Here is a 21900-nt window from a genome sequence, read left to right as displayed (position 1 = left end):
TCATGACTCTTCTCGAGGAAATCCGTGGCCCTCGTGACCTCGACAAGCTCTCACCTTCGCAGCTCGTGGAGCTGGCGGCGGAGGTCCGAGAGTTCCTTGTGCGCGAGGTTTCGAAGACGGGTGGACACCTGGGGCCGAATCTCGGTGTCGTGGAACTCACGATCGCGATGCATTCGGTGTTCAACTCACCTCACGATGCGATGGTGTTCGACACCGGCCATCAGAGCTACGTGCATAAACTCCTCACCGGGCGGCAGGATTTCAGCCATCTGCGTGAGCAGGGTGGACTCGCGGGCTATCCACAGCGTGCTGAATCCGAGCACGACATCGTCGAGAGTTCGCATGCGTCGAGCTCGCTGTCGTGGGCCGATGGCATCTCCCGCGCGTTCACGATGACGGGTCAGGCAGACCGTCACGTCGTTGCCGTCGTGGGTGATGGCGCCCTCACGGGTGGCATGACCTGGGAAGCTCTCAACAACATCAGTGACGACAACAGTCGCAACCTCGTCATCATCGTCAACGACAACGGCCGTTCGTATGCTCCCACCATCGGCGGCATGGCGCACTTCCTCAACGACGTTCGCACCAGACGCTCTTACCGCAATCTGTACTCGACCACGCGGACGGCGTTTCACAAGTTCGGGGCACCGGGTCGTGCCCTCTACCGCGGTATCCGTGGCGGAACCCACGGGTTTCTGTCGCGACTGACGAACAATGAGGCCCTGTACTCCAACCTCGATATCAAGTATCTCGGGCCGGTCGATGGTCACGACATAAAAGCCCTTACCGAGACATTGCAGCAGGCGAAGAACTACGGCGCTCCCGTCATCGTGCATGCAATCACGGAAAAAGGTCGCGGTTACCAGCCTGCTCTTGCCGACACGGCAGACCAGTTCCACGCGGTCGGGCAGATCGATCCTGAAACCGGTGAGCCCATCGACACCGCGAGCAAGCCCTCGTGGACGTCGGTGTTCGCCGACGAGATCGTCACACTCGCTGATGGGAACCCGCGACTGGTAGGTATCACCGCGGCGATGCTGAGGCCCACCGGGTTGCACAAGTTTGCCGAAAAGTACCCTCAGCGCGTGCTTGACGTCGGCATTGCGGAGCAGCACGCGGTAACCTCCGCTGCTGGCCTCGCGTTCGGCGGGTTGCATCCCGTCATCGCCATGTACGCCACGTTCGTGAACCGGGCCTTCGACCAGGTGCTGATGGATGTGGCGCTGCACGAGGCCGGTGTGACCTTCGTGCTCGATCGGGCCGGGGTGACAGGCCCGGATGGCGCGAGCCACCACGGCATGTGGGACCTCGCCATCCTCCAGGTGGTGCCCAACATCATGATTGCGGCCCCCAGGGACGCCGTGCGCCTGCGTGAGGAGTTAGGAGAGGCGGTGCGGGTTGATGACCGGCCTACCGTTCTGCGCTTCTCCAAAGGCGTCGTGGGCAGCGAATTCGAGGCAGTGCGCCGCACCGACGACGGTGTCGATGTGCTGCGTGAGACCGACAATAAGGATGTCCTGATTGTCACCGTCGGCCCCATGGCGAAGACCGGCCTCGAGGTGGCAGACCGGCTCGAAGCCCAGGGTATCGGCGCTACGGTCATCGATCCGCGCTGGGTTGTGCCGGTGGCCCAGGGTGTCATCGATCTCGCCGCGGAATACCGGCTCGTGATCACCATCGAGGACGGCGTTCGCGTCGGCGGTATCGGCACCCGAATTCGTCAGGACCTCAGGGCTGCGGGAGTCGACACCGCAGTGACCGAGCTCGGGCTTCCCGACCAGTTCCTGCCACACGGCAGCCGGGACTACATCCTTGAGCTGGTTGGGCTCACCCCTCAGGCGATTGCCCGGGGCGTCGTAGAGCAGGTACTCGGGAGCAAACTGCCGGTCGCCCGGCCGCTTCCCGCAGATTCGGACCTGGAGTCCCCAGTTCGCGGTGAGTGATCGCACGGTTGACCTGGAGGGTGCCCCAGGTTCCGGCCTTAAGCCGTGACCACTACCGATCCCGGTCGCAGCATCTCATAAACAACTGGAGCGACAGGACTGTCCAGCCACACGCCCGGATACGACGGGCGCGCTGGCCCCATGCCCGTGACAGCAGGTCGGGCACGGGCACGCCTATCGCGATGGGATCATCCGGACCCTCGTGGGAATCTCGCGGGCATCGACACCGGGAAATTGATCGACAGAGAGAAAACTGCCTCACCATGAAGCACGTAAAACTCGGCGCCACAGGTCAGGAGATCGGTCGAATCGGGCTCGGTCTGAAGGGCATGAGTGCGTTCTATACCGGTGCAGCAGTCGACGACGACTCATCGATCCGCACGATCCATCGTGCCATCGAGCTCGGGGTAACCTTCTTCGATACGGCAGAGATCTACGGGCCGTACATCAACGAGGAACTGCTCGCGAAGGCCATTGCCGGCAGGCGTGACGAGATCGTCATAGCGACCAAGTTCGGCACGATCCTGCACAGGGGCGATAACAGCAGGGGTCTCGACGGCAGCGCCGAGAATGTGCGGCTCTCGGTGGAGGGCTCGCTTTCGCGACTCGGTACCGACTACATCGATCTGTTGTATCAGCACAGGATGGATCCCGGTACACCGGTGGAGGAGACAGTCGGTGCGTTGTCGGAGTTGATCGCCGAGGGCAAGATCGGCGGCTACGGCCTCTCGGAGGCGGCGCCGTCGACAATCCGACGGGCCCACGCCGTGCATCCTGTGACGGCCATTCAGACCGAGTACTCGCTGTGGAGCCGTGACCCCGAGGCGGAGATCCTCCCGACCACCCGCGAACTGGGGATCACCTTCGTCCCGTATTCACCGCTGGGGCGCGGATTCCTGACGGGCACGATCCGGTCGCTCGACCAACTGGACGACACCGACTTCCGGCGGGGGAATCCGCGATTCGAAGGCGACAACCTGCAAGCGAACATCCGAATCGTCGAGCAGGTGGATGCCGTGGCCCGGGACGTGCAGGCCACGCCCGGCCAGGTCGCGCTGGCATGGCTGCTCGCCCAGGGCGACGACATCGTGCCGATCCCTGGCACCAAACGCATCAGCTACCTGGAAGAGAACGTTGCAGCCGGTGGCGTGCAACTCTCGCACACACAGCTGGCCACCCTCGGAAACCTCCACGCGCCCGAGGGTGATCGCTATGCAGACATGTCGCCGGTGAACAGGTAGCGACGCGGCTTCCTGTTAGTTCACGCCCACGATCTTCGGGGTGTGGAATGTTCCGCCGAAGGCACGCTCTGATGCTCCGACCCTGTCGAGGTACGGTGTGGCCCCGCCCATCTGGAATGGGTAGCCCGCCCCGAGAATCAGGCACAGGTCGATGTCTTCGGCGGCGGCAACGACGTTGTCTTCGAGCATGCGGTGAATCTCGTCGGCCAGGCCGTCTTCGATGCGAACCTGGAGCTCGGAGGCGGTCATCGGCGTGGTTCCACCCTTGACTATCTTGAGCGCGGCCTTGTCTATTCCCTTGGCCTTGCCTTTCGAGTCGCGCTCGAAGATGTGCCCGAGTTCGGCGAGCCTGTGCAGATTCGTACTCTCGAAGAAGCGGTCGGGGAATGCCTTGTGGTGAGTATCGAGCACGTGGGCTCCGACCTTGAGGCCAACGAGCTCCAGCAGCTCGAATGGTGTCATGGGCAACCCGAAAGGCCGCGTCGACTCTTCGACGACCTCGAACGGGGTTCCGGTGTCGACCGCATGCATGGCCTCACCCAGCACCTTGGCCAGGATGCGGTTGACCACGAAGCCCGGGGTGTCCTTCGTGATCACAGCGTTCTTGCGAAGACTCGCGGCGGTCACCATGGCGGTGGAGAGCGTCTCGTCGTTGGTGTGAGGGGTCTTCACGACCTCGATCAGTGGCATCACGGCCACCGGGTTGAAAAAGTGGAAGCCCACGACCCGCTCCGGATGTTCGAGCTTCGCACCGATCTGTTCCACAGAGAGCGACGACGTGTTCGTGGCCAGCACCGCCTCGGGGGAGATGAACTTCTCCACCTCGGCGAACACGTTCTGCTTGGCCTCGAGCTCCTCGTAGATCGCCTCGATAACCCAATCGCAGTCGGCGAAATCGGCCTTGTTCGTCGTACCGGTGACAAGGGCCGTGAGCCTGTTGGACTCGTCAGGGGAGATCCGGCCCTTCTCCAGGAGGTCGTGAATTTCTTTGTGGATGGCGGCGACGCCGGCATCCGTCGCGCCCTGGTCGAGATCTGTAATAACAACGGGAACCTGCAGCCTGCGCACGAACAGCAGCGCGAACTGGCGGGCCATGAGCCCTGCGCCGATGACGCCGACCTTGGTCACCTTGCGGGCCAAAGCCTTGTCGGGGGCGCCCGCTGGCCGCTTTGCGCGCTTCTGCACGAGGTTGAAGGCGTAGATGCTCGCGTGGAACTGGTCGCCGGAGATGAGATCGGCGAGAGCCTCGTCTTCTGCGGCGAATCCGGTTCTCTTGTCGGTGTTCTTTGCGGCCTTGAGAAGCTCGAGGGCGCGATACGGGGACTGTGCGACCTTCCCGATCCTGCTTTCCAGCGTCTTCTGGGCAACGCCGATGGCGATGTCCCACTTGATGGCGCGCTCGATCTTGCCCGGCTCGTTCGGGCGCTTGACCTTCGTGGTGCCGTTGATGACGCCGTCGGCCCATGCGATGGAGTTCTCGATGAAATTGGCAGGACCGAACATCGCATCGGCGATGCCCAGTTCGAAAGCCTGTGGGCCCTTGAGCATCCTGTTGCTCTTCAACGGGTTCGAGATCACGACCTCGAGCGCGTTCTCGATTCCGATCAGGTTGGGCAGCAGCCACGCTCCACCCCATCCGGGAATGATTCCGAGGAAGACCTCGGGAAGAGCGAGTGCCGGCACTGAGCTGTCGATGGTGCGGTAATCCGAGTTCAGAGGGATCTCCACGCCGCCGCCGAGCGCAAGGCCATTGATGAAGGTGAAAGAGGGGACACCGAGCTCGCCGAGCTTGCCGAGCGCCCAATGGCCCAGTTGCGCCATCTGTTTTCCGGTCTCCCGGTCGGGAAGTTCGCTGACCTTCGAGAGGTCTGCTCCGGCGGCGAAGATGAAAGGCTTCCCTGTGACAGCAAGGCCGTGGATCTCGCCCCGCGCTGCCCGCGCCTTCTGCTCGTCGAGCACTCGCGCGAACTCCAGCAGGGTCTTGGGTCCGAGGGTATTCGGGCGGGTGTGGTCCTTGCCGTTGTCGAGAGTGAGCAGGGCCAGCGTCTTGCCACCCGAGATCGGGATATCACGTATGAACGAATACGTCATGACCTCGTCGGGGTCAAGTGACGCGATCTTCGTGAATGACTCGGAGGTCGTGGTTTCTGTGGTCACCGTCATTATTTCTTCCCCTTGTAGTTCGGGTTCTCCCAGATGACTGATCCGCCCTGGCCGAGGCCGACACACATCGCGGTGAGGCCGTAGCGCACCTCGGGGTGCTCGGCGAACTGCGCAGCGAGCTGGATCATCAGTCGAACACCGGATGAGGCAAGCGGGTGACCCATCGCGATGGCACCGCCCCACTGGTTGACTCGAGGGTCGTCATCGTCGATACCGAAATGGTCGAGCAGCGACAGCACCTGGATAGCAAAAGCCTCATTGAGCTCGAAGAGTCCGATGTCGTTGATCGTGAGCCCTGCTTTGCGCAGCGCCTTCTCGGTGGAGGGCACGGGGCCAATGCCCATGATCTCCGGTTCGACTCCGGCGAAGGCGAAGCTCACCATGCGCATCTTCGGCTTGAGTCCGAATTCCCTCGCGGCGTCGGCACTCGCAATGATGCTCGCGGTGGCGCCGTCGTTGAGGCCGGACGAGTTCCCTGCGGTAACCCGTCCGTGGGGGCGGAACGGCGTGCGCAGAGCCGCGAGTCCCTCGAGCGTGGTTTCGGGGCGGAGCGCCTCATCGCGCGTCGCAAGCCCCCATCCGGTCTCGCTCCTGATCGCCACCGGAACCAGGTCTGGCTGCAGCTTGCCGTTCTCGTATGCTGCGAAGGCCTTCTGCTGGCTCGCGAGAGCGAAGCGGTCTGCACGCTCCTTCGTCAGGTGGGGAAAGCGATCATGAATGCGTTCTGCCGTATTGCCCATGTTGAGCGCCTCGCCGCTGACGAGCTTCTCGGAGAGGAACCTCGGGTTCGGATCTGCGCCGAATCCCATCGGATGACGACCCATGTGCTCCACGCCACCGGCGATGCCGATGTCGTACGCGCCGAAAGCGATGCCGCCGGCGATCGCAGTCACCGAGGTCATGGCGCCGGCACACATACGGTCGATGGCAAATCCGGGCACAGATTTAGGCAGGCCAGCGAGCAGGGCGGCTGTGCGCCCGATCGTCAAACCCTGGTCGCCCTGCTGCGTTGTCGCCGCAATTGCGACATCGTCGAAGCGGTCCTTCGGGATCGAGGGGTTGCGGTCGATCAGGCCGATCATCGCCTTCACCACCAGGTCGTCAGCCCTGGTGTTCCAGTACATGCCCTTTTCGCCTGCTCGTCCGAACGGAGTTCTCACTCCATCGACGAATACAACTTCAGCTTGCTTGGCCACGATGCCTCCACTTTCCTTAGGTCGATAACGATCCTAGGCTTGCGGATTTTCGGCCCGGAATTCTTTGACTGTTCCTACGACTCGGCTTCGGGCGACTGCTCAGGCGTTTGGCTGGCTTCCACAAAGGCATCGGCGATTACCTGTGACGTTGCGTCAATTTGCCAGCCTCGGGCGCCCAGTTCGGTCAGCGCCCCCGCGATGCTGGCCTGATCGGCCGAGGCAGGCGGATTCCATGCGACGCGTCTGAGGAGCTCGGGGGTCAGCATATTCTCGACCGGAATCGACATCTCCGTCGCCACCTCTGTGATGCGAGCCCGTGCGGTCTTCAGCCGCTTATCGGCATCCGGGTTCTTGTCGCTCCACACCCGGGGAGGCGGCAGGACATCGCTGGCCACGCGCAGCACCGGGAGGTCATCGCTGGCCATCCCCGCCTGGATCGCGTTCCACCAGCGATCGATCTGGGAACGGCTGGCTCGACCGGTGAACTCCTTCAGCCCGGCCAGGTCGCGTTTCGACTCCGGCGGCATGCGTGCGGCTGCCACAAGGGCTGAGTCCGGAACGAGTCGACCCGGGGCCGTGTCAATCTCGCGTGCGTACGCGTCTCTCGACTGCCACAGTTCGCGCGCTATGGCCAGGTTGCGCCCGCCGCGGATGGCGTGGACCCCGCTCAGCCGCCTCCAGGGTTCTTGCCTGACGATCACGAAGTCACGAGTGAGCACCGACGAGAACTCTTCATCCGCGATGCCGGTCTTACCATCGCGTTCGAGCACCTTCGCCAGCTCTTCCCGCAGGTCGACGAGCAGTTCGACGTCGAGAGCGGCATACACGAGCCAGCTTTGCGGCAGTGGGCGGGTCGACCAGTCGGCGGCGGAGTGCTCCTTGGCGAGATGGATGCCCAGCAGGTCCTCGACGACAGCACCGAGTCCGACGCGGGGGAGTCCGGCCAGTCGCGCGGCGAGTTCGGTGTCGAACAGGCGGGTCGGATCGAGGCCCACCTCCCTGAGACAGGTCAGGTCCTGGCTGGCCGCGTGCAGGATCCACTCTTCACCGGCTATGACGTCGTTGAGCTCGCTGAATGCGCCGATCGCCGGAGGATCGAAGAGAAACGTGCCAGCCCCGCGGCGAAAAATCTGGATGAGGTAGGCGCGTTGCGAATATCGGTATCCGGATGCGCGTTCGGCATCGATGGCGATTGGTCCGGTTCCGGCGGCAATAGCCTCTACTGCCTGGAGGTATTCGTCCCGGGTCTCGATGACGTGGACTTCGATGTGAGTAGCCTGCTGGGGCGCAGCCTGATCCGCCGCAGCCGTCTCGGCTGGGGCGCCCTCGTTCGCGCTACTCACGACCCGCTCGGCGTGCAGACAACAGACTTACTCCCTCGATCGCCGGTGGCAGGCCCGCGAGCATGCACAACAATTCACCCCAGCCTTCCACATGCGAGGCGATGTCATTGTCATCAGGGGTCCACGACGCTCGAAGTTCTATCTGCGCGCCATCGCCCTGCGACTCCAGTTCGCCGAATCCGGTCGAGAGAATGCGTGTCGCGGTTCCACTGGCCGAGGTGTACTTGGCACCGCGCGTGTCAAGAGCGTCCACGAGCCAGGACCACGCGACATCCGCAAGAAAAGGGTCGACGCCCATCTCGGTCTCGAGGGGTGCCTGGGCGAAGCAGATGACCCTGTATTGCCCACCCCATGCGTCGGGTGATTCGGGGTCATACAGCAGCACGAATCGCCCGGTACCGAGCTCTGAATCACCTCCATGGCGAGCGGGGGTCACATCGGCCGCGAGAGCCAGTGACCACGGCGCGAGCGAACCAGGCGCGGGAATCTCCGAAACCGATAGTTCCGATCGCATGGTCGCTGACCTCATCGAGGCGATGGCGGCGGCGAAGTCTCGGGGGAGCTGCGGTTCTGCTGGCGTGTCGGGCACGAGTGAAGATTAGGCTTCGTGGGGGTATTCCCGGTCTAGGCACGCCGGGGTACATGAGCCATGGCCCACCGACAGCAGGAGCAGCATGACACGCAACGTGCGACCGCACTCGGTGGCTGGCCGGATGATTGTCGCGACGGCAATCACGACGGGAAGCGCCCTGGCAGCGGTAGCGATCACGGGAGGGGTGCTCTCCGTCGTGTTCGCGCGGACGATCCTCACCCCGCCAAAGAAGCGCGATGAAGACCTGAGGATCCTCGCCCACGATGCCACCACCGTTACGCTCTCCGCCTCCACCGATGCGATGATGCCGGGCCTTTACAGCATGTGGTTCGCCCAGAATGCGGGTCACGCTCGGATCGGTGAGATCATCACCGTCTCTCCGACGGCCGTGACCCGAGAATTGCTGGGGGTGGATCGCGGTTCACTCGATGGAGTCACACGCGCCCGCGTGGGTGGGTGGTTCTACCTGCACCCATCCGATCTCGGCGTGGAATGGGACGACATCGATGTTGACACCGAGCTGGGGCCGGCGCCGGCCTGGCTGATCCCCGCGGTGGCTCCTTCGTCGCGCTGGGTGATCGGGGTGCACGGTCGGGCGGTGCGTCGCGAAGAGGCGTTGAGAGCTGTTCCCGTGTTCAGGCAGGCGGGCTTCACCTCGCTGCTCGTGTCGTATCGCAATGACGGTGATGCGCCATCCAGTTCCGACTATCGATACTCGCTGGGTGACACCGAATGGAAAGACGTCGAGGCCGCCGTGCAGTACGCGTCGGCGCACGGGGCGCGAGAGATCATACTGATGGGCTGGTCGATGGGAGGCGCGACCGTGCTTCAGGTGGTGACCAGGTCACCCCTCGCGCACCTGGTGGCGGGTCTCGTGCTCGAATCACCCGTCGTCGACTGGATCACCGCCCTGCACTACCAGGGCCTCGCGCACCGGCTTCCACGACCGGTGCGGGTGGCGGCCATGGATCTCCTGTCGAGACGATGGTCTCGGGCTCTGACCGGGCTTGCCAGCCCCATCGACCTGAAGAGGCTCGACCTGGTTGCCCGTGCGCATGAGCTCGACATTCCTATCCTGTTGCTGCACAGCGACGACGACGGATTCGTCCCACCCACCGCGTCTCGAGCGCTGGCTGTGGCACGGCCGGATATCGTCACCTTCGAAGAGTTCGACACCGCGCGGCATACGCGACTCTGGAACTACGATCCCGATCGCTGGAACTCAGCTATCAGTCGCTGGCTTCACAGGCTCGCCCCCTGATCGGCCTGGACCGAGGTTCACGCAGTTTTGACTCGGATCTGCCGCTTGACGCGAGCGAGCATCCCGGTCATGCCCCTGATGCGCAGCGGGCTGACGGCTTGCGTCAGTCCGATGCTGTTCGGGTAGTCGTCGGGGACGGCCAGCACATCGTCGGCGCTCAGTCCGCTGAGACCCTGCACGAGAATCGAAGCGAATCCGCGGGTGGTCGGTGCTTCCCGGGGTGCCGTGGCGAACATGTGAACGAGCCCATCATCGTCCACATCCACGAATATGAAGACGGGGGACTGGCACTCGACGACCCGTTCGAGCAGGTCCGGGTGGTCGGCATACTGCGTCGGCAGTTCGGGGAGCTCGTTGGAGAATTCGAGCAGCAGCTGAAGCCGCGTCTTGACCTCGAGAGCGAGAAAGTCATCCCGGATGTCGGCCAGCTGTTCGGGGAGCGCCTGTTCATCCATCCTCCCAGCCTAGCGAGCAGGCACCGCGCCGGGTTCTGCGCCCTGGACGATGGGTACTCGCACCGCGGAGCCCCATTCCGTCCACGAGCCGTCGTAGTTGCGAACGTTCTCGAAGCCGAGCAAGTGCGTGAGGACGAACCAGGTGTGGCTCGAGCGTTCGCCGATACGGCAGTAGGCCACGACGTCGTCACCCTCGGTGAGTCCGGCGCCATCCCGATAGATGGCATCCAACTCGATCGTGGGTCGGAAGGTGCCGTCATCGGCGGCAGCTTTGGCCCACGGCACGTTCTGTGCGCTCGGGATGTGCCCGGCTCGAAGGGCGCCCTCGTCAGGGTAGGCGGGAGCCGTCGTGCGCTGCCCGCTGAATTCCTCGGGAGAACGAACGTCGATCAGTGGTTTGCCGAGGTGGGCCAGGACATCATCCTTGTACGCCCGGATGCGTGAATCATCACGCTGCACGACGGGGTATTCCACGGCAACCGCACTCTCGGGGGCCGTCGTATATGCGCGCCCATCTGCCTCCCATTTGGCCCTGCCGCCGTCGAGCAGTCTCACGTCTTCGTGACCGAACAATGTGAACACCCACAGTGCGTATGCGGCCCACCAGTTGCTCTTGTCCCCGTAGATCACGATGGTGGTGTCCCGGGAGATGCCCTTGGAGCCGAGCAGCGCGGCGAACTGCTCGCCGTCGATATAGTCGCGCTCGACAGGGTCGTTGAGGTCCGTGTGCCAGTCGATCTTCACTGCACCCTCGATATGGCCGGTCTCATAGAGCAGCACATCCTCGTCTGATTCGACAACGATGAGCCCGGGCTCGCCGAGGTGTGCTTCGAGCCACTCCCCGGAGACAAGCTTTTCGGGGTGCGCAAAGTTCGCGAACTGCGCTGCTGGATCATTTCCTACGGGCACGGGCTACCTCCGGTGGCGCTGTGATGGCGGGGGCCTGGATGCCGAGTGTGCGATCGAGCCTGTGTGGCGATCCGGCTAGGCTGACATTCCCCATGACGACAAACCTACGCGCTAGCTGATCGAGTCGTCGTAAGACTTCGACACAAACCGAGGCTGAACCAATGAGTGCCGAAGCAGTATCTTCGCCGGGTCGACTGGTCGACCGCATACCCACCCTCGACGGTGCCGAGATGATCGCACACCTCGTGCCCCCGCGCCAGTTCGCGACAGCCACCCTCGACTCGTACCGTCCCGACCGTGACTACCCGTCACAGGGCGCTTCGGTGGCGGCGATTCGAAACTTCGTCGCCGGCTGGCACTCCGGTCGTGGCGGCGGATTTTTCTCGCGCCGCAAAACGCCGGTCGGGCTGCCGGGAATCTACCTCGATGGCGGATTCGGTGTGGGCAAAACCCACCTGCTCGCGGCGCTCTGGCACGCAGCTCCCGGTCGAATATATTTCGGCACGTTCATCGAATACACGGCTCTCGTCGGCGCTCTGGGATACGCTCCGGCGGTAAAGCTGTTCACCGGCGCTTCGCTCATCTGCATCGACGAATTCGAACTCGACGATCCGGGAGACACCAGGTTGATGTCGCGGCTGCTGAACCAACTCGCCTCATCCGGAACCAGGATTGCCGCGACATCCAATACCCCGCCGAATGCCCTCGGCGAGGGGCGCTTTGCGGCTCAGGACTTCCTGCGCGAGATCGACTCCCTTGCCGCCCGGTTTACGACTATCAGGGTTGACGGTCTCGACTACCGACGACGCGATGTCGAAGCGCATGCTGTGACGTCGACGGATGCCGCGGCGGGGATTTCGGTCATCCCAGGAGAATCGACCCTCGATTCTTTCGACGAGATGCTCGTCCATCTCGGAAGCGTCCATCCCTCGCGATACGTCAAAATCGTGGAAGGGCTGGCCGTCATCGGGCTGACCGGCGTTCATCCTTTCGCAAACCAGACAGACGCGCTTCGATTCGTGGCATTCGTCGACCGGCTGTACGACGCGCAGGTGCGAATCGTTGCTGAGGGCACCCCGCTGGATGGCGTCTTCCCCGATGAGATGCTCGCCGGGGGATACCGCAAGAAGTACCTTCGCGCGGTTTCCCGGCTCATCGCGCTGACCAACGGTGTCGACTGAATGATCGTCTGGCGGCGAAACACGATGTTTACGTGGGCCATTGCCGCGTAACAGGACTGAAACACGCAGACACACCCGGCGAAACCTCGAATCGACAAACTGTGGGGGTACCCGAGGTGAGATCCCTACTGCAGTGGCCCAAAGGTGCACCCTTCCCAGCTCAGAGAGAGGTTCACAATGGATCAGGGCAACACAGCCTTTATTTTGATCGCAGCAGCGCTTGTGCTGCTGATGACGCCGGGCTTGGCGTTCTTCTACGGCGGCCTCGTCAAGGCCAAGAGCGTGATCAGTATGATGATGATGAGCTTCGGTGCCATCGGACTCATCGGTGTCCTCTGGGCGCTTTACGGCTACGCCATCGCCTTCCCCGGGGCTGAGGGCACGGTTGCACCCTGGTCGATCGATACCGGTGCTCTCGGTCTCGGAAACGTCCTGGAGACTCCGGAGGGCGCTGCTTACCCGCCGCTGGCCTTCGTTGCATTCCAGGCGACATTCGCCATCATCACCGTTGCGCTCGTCTCCGGCGCCATCGCCGATCGCGCCAAGTTCGGTGCATGGATGATCTTCGCCGGCATCTGGGCGACCGTCGTCTACTTCCCCGTTGCCAGCTGGGTCTTCAACTTCGGCCTCGCAGAGGATGGAAGCTTCGCCTACGGCGGATGGCTGACACACGGATTGCAGGACGTCTTCGGCGTCGGCACCATCGACTTCGCCGGTGGGACCGCCGTGCACATCAACGCCGGTGCAGCCGCATTGGCCCTGGCGCTCGTGCTCGGCAAGCGAGTCGGCTTCGCCAAGGGGATCAGCGTTCCCCACAACCCGCCGTTCGTGCTCCTCGGCGCTGGCCTGCTGTGGTTCGGCTGGTTCGGGTTTAACGCCGGCTCCGAGCTCGCTGCAGACAACACCGCAGCCCTCGCCTTCGTCAACACCATCGTCGCTCCGGCCGCTGCGCTGTTGGCGTGGCTCGTCGTGGAGAAGATCCGGGATGGCAAGCCCACCTCCGTCGGTGCGGCATCGGGGGCTGTCGCTGGCCTCGTTGCCATCACTCCGGCGTGTGGATCGCTCACGCCGTTCTTCGCAATCCTGCTCGGGGCCATCGCCGGTTCGGTCTGTGCTCTCGCGATCGACCTGAAGTTCAAGCTCGGCTTCGACGACTCCCTCGACGTCGTCGGCATCCACCTCGTCGGCGGTCTCATCGGAACCCTGTACCTGGGTTTCTTCGCTAACGGCAGCGGCCTTATCTACAGCGGTGCGCTCACACAGCTTGTGGTGCAGGCCATCGCGGCCTTCTCGGTGCTGGCCTACTCGTTCGTTCTCGCCTTCGCGATCGGATTCGCCATTGAGAAGACGATCGGATTCCGCATCAGGAATGAAGATGAAATTGCGGGCATCGACTCTGTCGTGCACGGTGAAGAGGGCTACGTGCTGACCGATGCAAAGGCCTGACCTGCAATATCACGGCATAATTGAATAATCACACAGCAATGGGTGCCTCTCTTCGGAGTGGCACCCTTTCTGTGTCGTCCAAAGGAGCACCGTGGGGAACTGGGAAGTGTCGGTCGGCTCGATGCTGGCCATCGTGCTCATCCTCGTCTCGCTCACGGTTGTCGATGCGCGGATGTTGCCAGTGGCTCCCTGGGTGCGGTCCGTGCTGCTGTCACTGGCGTGCGCCGGGACGGGAATCGTCTCGTGGCTGATGCTCGCCTCCGTGCTGCTGCCGGATGTCACCGAGCCACTGTTCCTGCCCGTGGCTGTGCTCGGCGGGGTGGCCTCCTACCTCGCGACCATCGCCGTACGTTCCGCCGGTGGTGGCGTTGTCGTCACCCTTGTTTTTGGTCTGCTCTGGAGCTTGCTGGTGTACGTGCCGACGGCGATTCGCTCGTTCTCGTCGTTCGTCCCGAGCTGGAGCATGGGAATCCTGCCCATTGATCATGGGGGATCTCTTCCGGTGAATGTTGCAGCGGGAGCGGCCGCGCTCGGAGTGCTGATCTGCGGCGGATCACGGGTGAAGACAGCGACGATCACCCGCACAACGGGACTGCTCGGCGTGATCGGGTTGTGCTCTGGATGGATCGTGTGGCTCGCGGGCGCTGAGTTCGCTGTTGATGACGTGAGCCCGAGCATCCTGGTCAACGGTGTGGTCGGTGCGGTGGGTGGAATGGTGGGATGGCTCGTGGTGCAGCGCATCCGGCATCGGTCGGTGACTCTCAACTCGGTAGCGGCCGGGCTCGTCTCTGGCCTTGTAGCTGTCACGGCCGGGGCGCCGCTGTTCACGCCGGTGTCGGCCGCGGCCTCGGGCGTGCTGGCGGGGGCAGCCGCCTGCGTCTTCACTCTGAGCAGGGTCGGCAAGAGCAGGCGCCAGCAGTGGTACGTCGTCGGCACTCACCTGGTAGCCGGAGCGGTCGGTGTCGTGCTTCTCGGGCTGCTCGCGACCAACATGGGATTCGCCTTCACGGGCTCGGTGGCGTTGATCCAGGCTCAGATCGTCGGCACTATCGTCGTCGCCGCATATTCGACCGTGGTGTCAGTCGTGCTCTGGCTGGCGCTCAGGTCGTTTGCCAGCATGGTGAGGCGCAGGAGAGTAGCGTCGCTAACATGATCGAACCGATTCGCCAGGTCGCGCCGGAACTGAGCGGACGGGCGGTGGCGAGCCAGCGTTGGTCGAAACTGGCCTTCCTGCACTGGCGAGTTCCTTCGGCCGCGCTGGCGGGACTCATGCCCGAGGGCGTGCGACCGGATGAACACGACGGATCGAGCTGGGTGGGCCTGATCGCGTTCTATCTCGATCGCGCGACCCTGTTCGGCAGCCCGCCCATTCCCTATCTCGGCTCATTCGCCGAGGTCAACGTGCGGCTCTACGGTGTGGATGAGCAGGGTCGGCGAGGGGTGATCTTCTGCTCGCTCGAGGCATCGAGGCTCACCTCGGTGCTCGCGGCGCGAGCGGCCTTCTCGATCCCGTACTTCTGGGCGAAGACCGTGCTCATCGAGGGCGACGGCACAATCGAATACACCTCGAGGCGAATGGTCGGTGACGGTGAATTCAGGATGATCATGCGGCCGGGATCCACGCCTGTAGTGGGTGACCCCACGGCTGACTTCCTCACCGCCCGCTGGGGCCTGTTCACTCGCCGGTTCGGCCGGACCATTTTCCTGCCCAACCATCACGAGCCCTGGCCGCTGGTCGACGCTGAACTGCTGTCTCTCGACGACACGCTTCTCCAACGCGCCGGAATCCCCGGCATCTCGAACACTCCTCCCGATTCGGTGCTGTACAGCGAGGGTGTCACGACATGGTTTGGTCGAGCCCGCTGACGGGCTCGGTCTCAGGCGCCAGCAGCGCCCTGCTCAGGGTTGCAGCACCCGCTACCGCGACCGGCATCATCACCACGGCACCGAGAGGGATGAGGAACACGAGGTAGCTCGCGAGGCCGAAGCCCGTCACCATGGGCCGGTGGGCCCTGAGTACGCGTCGGCGTTCGGCCAGGGTCTTGCCTCGGGATTCGAAGGCCGGCCCCGTGAGTTCGACGGCGAGAAACCAGCCGCCGGCGACCGCGCCGAGACAGGCAGACAGGATGGTGCCGGCGACGGGAACGAACCCGAGTGCGAACAGGGCAGCCCCCGTAAGCACGGTCGGGATGAGCATCCGGATGCCGTCCGTCACGCCTCGCGACATACCGGCAAGAAAAGTGACGTCTGGCGCATCGGGGGCACCCCCACTGAGGCCCTCGACGTGTTGCCAGATACGCTCGTACAACGGCTGGCCGACGATGAGGGTCACCGCGGTGAAGGCATTGATGATGAACAGGACGGCGACGACGAGCATCGCAAGGCCGGCCAGGACGCGGGCTCCGCTACGGAGGGGTTCGTCCCATTCCGAGGCGAACGGAGTGATGGCGACCGTGATGGACTCCAGGTTCAGGCCGAGCGCAACCACGCCGAATCCGAACGCTATCGCGACGATGACGGCGGGGAGCAGGCCGAGCATCATCAGCGCCGGAGCCGTCCGCCAGACGCCGAAACCCGCGCCGAGCATCCTCACCCCAGAAAGGAACTGGCGGAGGCTTCCGGAGGTGTGCGCTGAACGAGTCACGCGAGACTCCTGGGATTCGCGACGCCGCCCGGATGGCACGGCCCTGTCGATACTTCCGGATGGATGTGGGTGGTGGGCGATACCGGAGTCGAACCGATGACCTCTTCCGTGTGAAGAAGTACGGGGACGCTCATTCTAGGGTGAAGAACTCTTCGTTCCCAGTAATTCGAAGGGTGGGGGCGGATGCGAGATCATTCGTGATCACTCCCGATCTCGTGGCATTGGTGGTTCGTGGGTGGGCGCTTGGTTTGAGGGGTCTGCTGTCGGTTTTGTTGACACCTTGATTGGTGTTGTGTGTCTTGCATTTAGTCGTAGACAGTTCTGACTGGTCTGACTGGTCTGACCGGTTTGACTGTCGAGCAGATCGAGTCAAGAGCGGTGTCGCTGGGTCGAGACCCAATCCCTACAGCTTGGCGTCGACTTGCGAGGCTCCAGAAGACTTCTCAATGACGGGGCCGATGTGCCCGTCATCCCGGGACCGCTTCTAGCTGGTCGAATCGAGCTTGCGCGTTGCGCAATGTGCCGCAGAAGATTCGAAGGAAGGCAAAAAACGATCGTGTGTACCGTTTCGCGCTACCCACGATTCCGCGCAATGTGGGCACCGCTGATGAAAGAGCGGCGCTGCGCTGCTTTCACTGATGATCAGCCCGGTCATGGGTCTCACCGTCTGCGTTGACCAGCGCATGTAGGGCTTTGCGAGGGGCAGGGCTGCCATGCGGGATCAAATATGGAACTCGAGATCAAGCGAGAGCGTGTTGTCGACACCATCGCTGAGCGCCGCGAGGCCGGTAAGGATCTCGGTGGGCGGCCCCAGCTGATCACCGACAGCCACATCGGCGATGCCCGTCGACTCATTGGTGGTGAGGCTGCGACAACGGTCTCCCGCGATCTTGGACTGTCTCGAGCAACTTTCTATCGCCGAACGCGGGCACTGGACCTCAGGAGTCTGCCTCCCTCAAGGAGTGGATTGGCCTGAATCTGAACCCATTATTTCTGCGCGACTTTCGTTGGAACCGTTGTCGGCGCAGCACGCGCCCGCGATGGTGGAGGTTCTGGCTGACCCTTCGCTTTAGGAGTACACCGGCGGAGAAATGCCGTCGTAAAGCCAATGCCATCACCTTAACTGTGCACAACCGCGCCGCGGTTCACGACAGCCCGGATGTCTGTGGACGCGCTCTAGTCGCTGTCTTCCCGCCGAGGCACGACGTCGACCTCGTTACCTTCGGCGTCAGCAAGCGTCCACCACGACGGCGCGTGGGCGTCGGTCACCATGCGGCCGCCGGCTGCCAGTGCGGCGGCGATGCGCGCCTCGGCCTGGTCGCGTGGAACCGAAACATCGATGTGGATGCGATTGCGTTGCGGTCGCGGCTCGTCCATTTGCTGGAACGTGAGCCATGGGCCGCGGCTGAGCGGGTCCACCACATCCTCGTCGCCGAACCGATCGTAGCCGAGCACCGCGCTCCAGAACGGCAGCACCCCGGCAGTATCGAGGGCGTCGATGGAAACCTGCACGGTCTGCACTTTGGATGGGTCGGCGGCGATACCTAGTTCACGAGCCGCGATCGAGATCTGTTGCGCCAGTGCCACGTCCCGGTTGCTGATGTCGCCGACCTCGTGGGTGAACAGCCTCACGGTCACGCCAGCGTAGCGAAGGTCTACGTCCGGGTGATGGTCCGCCGCGTCCGCAAGCAGCCCGACGACCTCGACCAGTTCCACTCCCTTGGCGAATGAGCCGGTGGCGAAAAAGGTCTGTACGCCATCAAAGACGACCCGCCAGTCCTCGACTCCGTCGGAGGCATAGAACTGCCGTGGTGAGATGCGTTCAGCGATGGTGGACTCCAGTCATGGGAATGAGATAACCCTGCCCCGGGCCGCCGAATACCGTCAACCGCTGATAGGAAATAGTTCTTGATGAATCGCGCTGGATGAAGACAGCCGCGTTGGTCGTCCGGCTGCTGCAGCTGCGCGAATCGTCACTACTGACGATCTGGGATCGTTGGCCTCATGCTCGTATGGTTTACGGAATGGCAGGTCGCGGAAGAGCACCTCCTTATCACCGTCGGTGACATCGTGGACTTCACCCTCTACCCGGCCAATACCGATTGGCTGTCCCGCTTGTTTGTTGACCGCCCAGCGGTTTAGTGGCAGTTTGACACGTACGGCGAGGCAGGAGATCAGCCATCGCTTCGCGTGAAGGGGAAAGTCGATGGGCTCATGAGCGTCCGGTGTCGGCAGGTTCAAACGACAGCAGGTCTCGTTCCCGTGACGGGGGAAGCCAAACAGCAGTCCGTAGCAGACACCTCCGGTTCATGGATGCGCCAGGGCTGGCTTGCGCAAAACGAGACTAGTCACGGCGCTGGCGCGAATAACCACCATGGATCATACGAAAATGCCTTCGACGACGACACCGCCGATCTTTATGGCTTCATACTCTCGTTGACGGTCAACGACGAGACTGACAGCGCCGCGGAAGCCGCTAAGAAATAGTGCAGAGGGCTCGCGATTTCTGGTCTCCTTCGGTCGGCTGTATGCGCAGGTCGCCCCTACGGACCGCAACGAGTGTTGTTGATCGCTACCACACGTGTCCCGGCCGCCTTCCGCCTTGCGGCCGTCTGTGCGGGGTGTTGCAGCTGGTCTCTCTGACGATTTCCCCGAACGTGGGGATGTTCAGAGCGCGCGCGCACCGATAGTTGTGCCGGATGCGTTGAACGTCCTTCAAAGAATGAACTTGCTGGGCAACATCACGCGGAGACGGTCGCCCCATGAAGACCGGATTTTTCTCGACCCCTGTGGTCAGGCTCCCGCCTCATGACGTCGCTCTGCTCAAGCGGCTTGATCGCCTCGGTATCCCCTTCACCCTGTGGGTAGCCTGAGATTATGTGGGACACCATGAGCGCCAGTCGCGAAAAGCGCAAGGAACTGCATGAGGCGTATGTGCGGGAGTTGGAGCCGGCGCTGGCGCGTCTTCGGATTCGGTTGAGCGGGCCCGGTGATCCGCAACTCGATGGCAGTATCGAAAGCCTGGATGCGGTGAACGAATGGTTTCTGTCACTCATCAAGGAACGGCACGACACAGAAACGGTGGATCTGCCGTCCTAGTGGAACCCGGCAAGACCCACAGCCGAGAGTGGGGTTCCCGGCAGTGGTCCGTTCACGTCGAGTCAGCTTGCGCTCATCAATGACGTGCAGGCGTATCTCGGTGAAGTGTTGATTGCCGCTATCCCTGGTGCGCACTGGGTGATTTATAAGGGCAGCAAGCGTGATTTCAGGAATGGGTTGACGATGCTGGAGGTGGGGAGAGGGTCACCTCTTCCCGTGCGTGATGTCGTATACAAAGAAGCGGTTGGCGTTGTTCGGTCTGGGCGTGAGGTGGCAGTTGACACGCTGTCCTCATGGGTGCGGAAAGAGTTGGCCGCCTTGGCCTGAACTCAGGCGGGACACCATGCGCGCCAGCCGCGCGCAGCAATCCAGGCCGACCGCGACGTCGCCATGAGACTCGACAAAAAAAGTGTTGTCGATACAGTCGAATGGCATTTCTTCACGAGTCGCAATAACACCCTTGGGCCAGACGTCGAGCTGCTTAAGCGGCTTAAGCGTCTCGGTATCCCTTTCAGCCTGTGGGTAGCCTGAGATTATGTGGGACACCATGAACGCCAGTCGCGAAAAGCGCGAGGAGCTGCACGAGGCATATGTGCGGGAGTTGGAACCGGCGCAGGCGCGTCTTCGGAAGCGGTTGAGCGGGCCCGGCGATCCGCAACTCGATGGCAGTGTCGAAAGTCTGGACGCAGTCAATGCATGGTTCCTGACACGAATACTCGAACCAAGAGAGGCGGAGACGGCGGACCTGCCGTCCTGGTGGGACCCGGCAAGCCCCACAGCCGAGAGCGATGTTCCGGGCAGTGGTCCATTCACGTCAGGTCAGCTTGCACTGATCGAAGAGATGCAGGCGTATGTCGGTGAAGTGATGACGAACGCACGTCCCGACGCGACATGGGTGATCTACAAAGGCCACAAACTCGATTTCAGGAACGGCCAGACGATGCTGCAGACAGGGAAAGGGATGCCGTTCGCCGTGCAAGGCATTGTGTACGGCGAAGCCTTGGGCGCTTTCCTCTATCGGCGTGAGGTCCCAGTCAAGCAACTCTCCGAACTCGTCCGGACGGCTTTAGCTCGCTGAGGGAACTTAGCTGCGCGAGCAAGTAGCGGCTGTGCTCCGAAACCGCGACGGCTCAGGCATACCTCCGGTCTCGGGCTCTACGCCCCTGATACATGCCGGGTTGGCTCAACCAAGATCCCTCGGCCGGGAACAAGCTCTCAGGAATTACTGCCCGTTCAAGGTTCCTTGGATTCTTGCGGTGATTGCACCAATTGTTGGATGGGTGTTGTCATGGCGAAGTATTCGATCTTCATTCGACCGGATCTGACTCAGGTATTTTTGGCGCGGATGCAGGCGGGGGATGTCATCTCGGAAGCGGTCGCGTTGATCGAGACGAGCAGGCGGACCGGGCGACGAATTCTGACCAATGCTGGCGGCGTTCGACCGCGGCGCGGCCGGGATCTGAAGAGCCGATGTTTGACCTTCGCCGAACGGGAAGACATCGCGGTGCGCCGCGCGATGGGGCAGCCGTTGAGACAGATCGGGGTTGCGGTGGGTCGGTGGGCGTCGACGATCTCGCGGGAACTGCGCCGCAACAACCTGCCGGGCTGCTTGAGCGGCTTGAGCGTCTCGGTATCTCTTTCAGCCTGTGGGTAGCCTGAGATTATGTGGGACACCATGAACGCCAGTCGCGAAAAGCGCAAGGAGCTGCACGAGGCGTATGTGCGGGAGTTGGAACCGGCGCTGGCGCGTCTTCGGCTTCGGTTGAGCGGGCCCGGTGATCCGCAACTCGATGGCAGTATCGAAAGCCTGGATGCGGTGAACGAATGGTTTCTGACACTCATCAAGGAACGGCACGACACAGAAACGGTGGATCTGCCGTCCTGGTGGAACCCGGCAAGACCCACAGCCGAGAGTGGAGTTCCCGGCAGTGGTCCGTTCACGTCGAGTCAGCTTGCACTGATCGATGACGTGCAGGCGTATCTCGGTGAAGTGTTGATTGCCGCTATCCCTGGTGCGCACTGGGTGATTTATAAGGGCAGCAAGCGTGATTTCAGGAATGGGTTGACGATGCTGGAGGTGGGAAGAGGGTTACCTCTTCCCGTGCGTGATGTCGTATATAAAGAAGCGGTCGGCGTTGTTCGGTCTGGGCGTGAGGTGGCAGTTGACCTGCTGTCTTCATGGGTACGGGAAGAGTTGGCCGCATTGGCCTGAACTCAGGCGGGAGACCATGAGCGCCAGCCGCGCGCAGCGTCATCTATAGCGAAACGTTTCTGGCCAGACGTTGAACGCTTTCCTATAGCGGCGCGGGATCCGGGTCGAGCAACTCTCCGAACTCGTGCGAACGGTTTTGGCTGTCTGAGAAATTCACATTGCGCGAGTCCGAGCCGTCGATCAGCCGACGTGGCCTGAACGAGCAGCTACGGCAG

The 21900-nt window shown here is 62.7% G+C and carries 21 protein-coding genes and 1 pseudogene; 14 read left to right on the top strand and 8 right to left on the bottom strand.

The features are described 5' to 3' along the window. Positions 1-2: 2 nt before the first annotated feature. Together dxs and IEW81_RS01145 are read left to right on the top strand one after the other, a co-directional pair. The gene (gene dxs / locus IEW81_RS01150; protein WP_097060885.1) at positions 3-1943 is read left to right on the top strand and encodes a 1-deoxy-D-xylulose-5-phosphate synthase; all 1941 of its coding nucleotides are present in this window, start codon (positions 3-5) and stop codon (positions 1941-1943) included. A 263-nt stretch (positions 1944-2206) separates the two neighbouring features. After that, positions 2207-3184: an aldo/keto reductase gene (locus tag IEW81_RS01145; RefSeq protein ID WP_097060886.1), complete on the top strand. Its 978-nt coding sequence runs from the start codon at positions 2207-2209 to the stop codon at positions 3182-3184. 15 nt (positions 3185-3199) lie between these two features. On the opposite strand, the gene IEW81_RS01140 is transcribed toward IEW81_RS01145, so the two are convergent. From IEW81_RS01140 to IEW81_RS01125, 4 genes are all read right to left on the bottom strand, one after another. Then, positions 3200-5347: a 3-hydroxyacyl-CoA dehydrogenase NAD-binding domain-containing protein gene (locus tag IEW81_RS01140; protein WP_097060887.1), complete on the bottom strand. Its 2148-nt coding sequence runs from the start codon at positions 5345-5347 to the stop codon at positions 3200-3202. Beyond that, entirely contained in the window at positions 5347-6543 is a 1197-nt protein-coding gene (locus tag IEW81_RS01135; RefSeq protein WP_097060888.1) for a thiolase family protein, read from the bottom strand. The genes IEW81_RS01140 and IEW81_RS01135 overlap by 1 nt, the downstream gene beginning before the upstream one ends. 74 nt (positions 6544-6617) lie before the next feature. Beyond that, on the bottom strand, positions 6618-7811 hold the full coding sequence (locus IEW81_RS01130; RefSeq protein ID WP_097060968.1) for an HRDC domain-containing protein: 1194 nt from the start codon (positions 7809-7811) through the stop codon (positions 6618-6620). A gap of 67 nt (positions 7812-7878) precedes the next feature. After that, positions 7879-8475 (bottom strand): DUF3000 domain-containing protein, encoded by a 597-nt coding sequence (locus tag IEW81_RS01125; RefSeq protein ID WP_097060889.1) that lies wholly within the window; start codon positions 8473-8475, stop codon positions 7879-7881. An 85-nt stretch (positions 8476-8560) separates the two neighbouring features. On the opposite strand from IEW81_RS01125, the gene IEW81_RS01120 reads away from it, so the two are divergent. Further along, positions 8561-9739 (top strand): alpha/beta hydrolase family protein, encoded by a 1179-nt coding sequence (locus tag IEW81_RS01120; protein WP_097060890.1) that lies wholly within the window; start codon positions 8561-8563, stop codon positions 9737-9739. A gap of 17 nt (positions 9740-9756) precedes the next feature. Here the strand turns inward: IEW81_RS01120 and IEW81_RS01115 are convergent, their stop codons facing one another. Together IEW81_RS01115 and IEW81_RS01110 are read right to left on the bottom strand one after the other, a co-directional pair. After that, positions 9757-10194: a SufE family protein gene (locus tag IEW81_RS01115; RefSeq protein WP_097060891.1), complete on the bottom strand. Its 438-nt coding sequence runs from the start codon at positions 10192-10194 to the stop codon at positions 9757-9759. A 9-nt stretch (positions 10195-10203) separates the two neighbouring features. Continuing rightward, positions 10204-11103, bottom strand: a complete 900-nt coding sequence (locus IEW81_RS01110; RefSeq protein ID WP_097060892.1) for a sulfurtransferase — start codon at positions 11101-11103, stop codon at positions 10204-10206. A 161-nt stretch (positions 11104-11264) separates the two neighbouring features. Here IEW81_RS01110 and zapE point away from each other — a divergent pair, with 161 nt between their 5' ends. The 4 genes from zapE to IEW81_RS01090 all read left to right on the top strand — a co-directional run bounded on the left by zapE (position 11265) and on the right by IEW81_RS01090 (position 15596). Beyond that, positions 11265-12284, top strand: coding sequence for a cell division protein ZapE (gene zapE / locus IEW81_RS01105; RefSeq protein WP_097060893.1), 1020 nt, complete (start codon positions 11265-11267; stop codon positions 12282-12284). Positions 12285-12461: 177 nt separating this feature from the next. Next, positions 12462-13730: an ammonium transporter gene (locus IEW81_RS01100; protein WP_097060894.1), complete on the top strand. Its 1269-nt coding sequence runs from the start codon at positions 12462-12464 to the stop codon at positions 13728-13730. Between the two features lie 91 nt (positions 13731-13821). Beyond that, on the top strand, positions 13822-14883 hold the full coding sequence (locus tag IEW81_RS01095) for an ammonium transporter (RefSeq protein WP_143544673.1): 1062 nt from the start codon (positions 13822-13824) through the stop codon (positions 14881-14883). Next, on the top strand, positions 14880-15596 hold the full coding sequence (locus IEW81_RS01090) for a YqjF family protein (RefSeq protein ID WP_097060896.1): 717 nt from the start codon (positions 14880-14882) through the stop codon (positions 15594-15596). Before IEW81_RS01095 ends, IEW81_RS01090 begins: the two co-directional genes overlap by 4 nt. On the opposite strand, the gene IEW81_RS01085 is transcribed toward IEW81_RS01090, so the two are convergent. After that, entirely contained in the window at positions 15568-16374 is an 807-nt protein-coding gene (locus tag IEW81_RS01085; RefSeq protein WP_143544674.1) for an EI24 domain-containing protein, read from the bottom strand. The two genes, IEW81_RS01090 and IEW81_RS01085, sit on opposite strands and share 29 nt — an antisense overlap. A 727-nt stretch (positions 16375-17101) precedes the next feature. On the opposite strand from IEW81_RS01085, the gene IEW81_RS01080 reads away from it, so the two are divergent. Beyond that, positions 17102-17350: a helix-turn-helix domain-containing protein gene (locus tag IEW81_RS01080; RefSeq protein ID WP_097060898.1), complete on the top strand. Its 249-nt coding sequence runs from the start codon at positions 17102-17104 to the stop codon at positions 17348-17350. A gap of 200 nt (positions 17351-17550) precedes the next feature. On the opposite strand, the gene IEW81_RS01075 is transcribed toward IEW81_RS01080, so the two are convergent. Then, the gene (locus IEW81_RS01075; RefSeq protein WP_229671267.1) at positions 17551-18192 is read right to left on the bottom strand and encodes a 4a-hydroxytetrahydrobiopterin dehydratase; all 642 of its coding nucleotides are present in this window, start codon (positions 18190-18192) and stop codon (positions 17551-17553) included. A gap of 186 nt (positions 18193-18378) precedes the next feature. Here IEW81_RS01075 and IEW81_RS01070 point away from each other — a divergent pair, with 186 nt between their 5' ends. The 6 genes and pseudogenes from IEW81_RS01070 (at position 18379) to IEW81_RS01045 (ending at position 21685) form a co-directional block, all read left to right on the top strand. Then, positions 18379-18516, top strand: coding sequence for a hypothetical protein (locus tag IEW81_RS01070; protein WP_179691847.1), 138 nt, complete (start codon positions 18379-18381; stop codon positions 18514-18516). 120 nt (positions 18517-18636) lie between these two features. Beyond that, the gene (locus IEW81_RS01065; protein ID WP_143544675.1) at positions 18637-18861 is read left to right on the top strand and encodes a hypothetical protein; all 225 of its coding nucleotides are present in this window, start codon (positions 18637-18639) and stop codon (positions 18859-18861) included. 390 nt (positions 18862-19251) lie between these two features. Beyond that, positions 19252-19473: a hypothetical protein gene (locus tag IEW81_RS01060; protein WP_097060901.1), complete on the top strand. Its 222-nt coding sequence runs from the start codon at positions 19252-19254 to the stop codon at positions 19471-19473. A gap of 535 nt (positions 19474-20008) precedes the next feature. After that, positions 20009-20551: a hypothetical protein gene (locus IEW81_RS01055; RefSeq protein ID WP_143544676.1), complete on the top strand. Its 543-nt coding sequence runs from the start codon at positions 20009-20011 to the stop codon at positions 20549-20551. Positions 20552-20749: 198 nt separating this feature from the next. Next, positions 20750-21079, top strand: a pseudogene (locus tag IEW81_RS01050) (helix-turn-helix domain-containing protein); the annotation flags it as partial. A gap of 57 nt (positions 21080-21136) precedes the next feature. Continuing rightward, entirely contained in the window at positions 21137-21685 is a 549-nt protein-coding gene (locus tag IEW81_RS01045; protein WP_188732653.1) for a hypothetical protein, read from the top strand. Positions 21686-21900 lie beyond the last annotated feature (215 nt).

Source organism: Salinibacterium xinjiangense, assembly GCF_014645015.1.
In the GTDB taxonomy this organism is placed as follows: Bacteria; Actinomycetota; Actinomycetes; order Actinomycetales; family Microbacteriaceae; genus Rhodoglobus; species Rhodoglobus xinjiangensis.
This window is presented reverse-complemented; position numbering and strand designations above follow the sequence as displayed.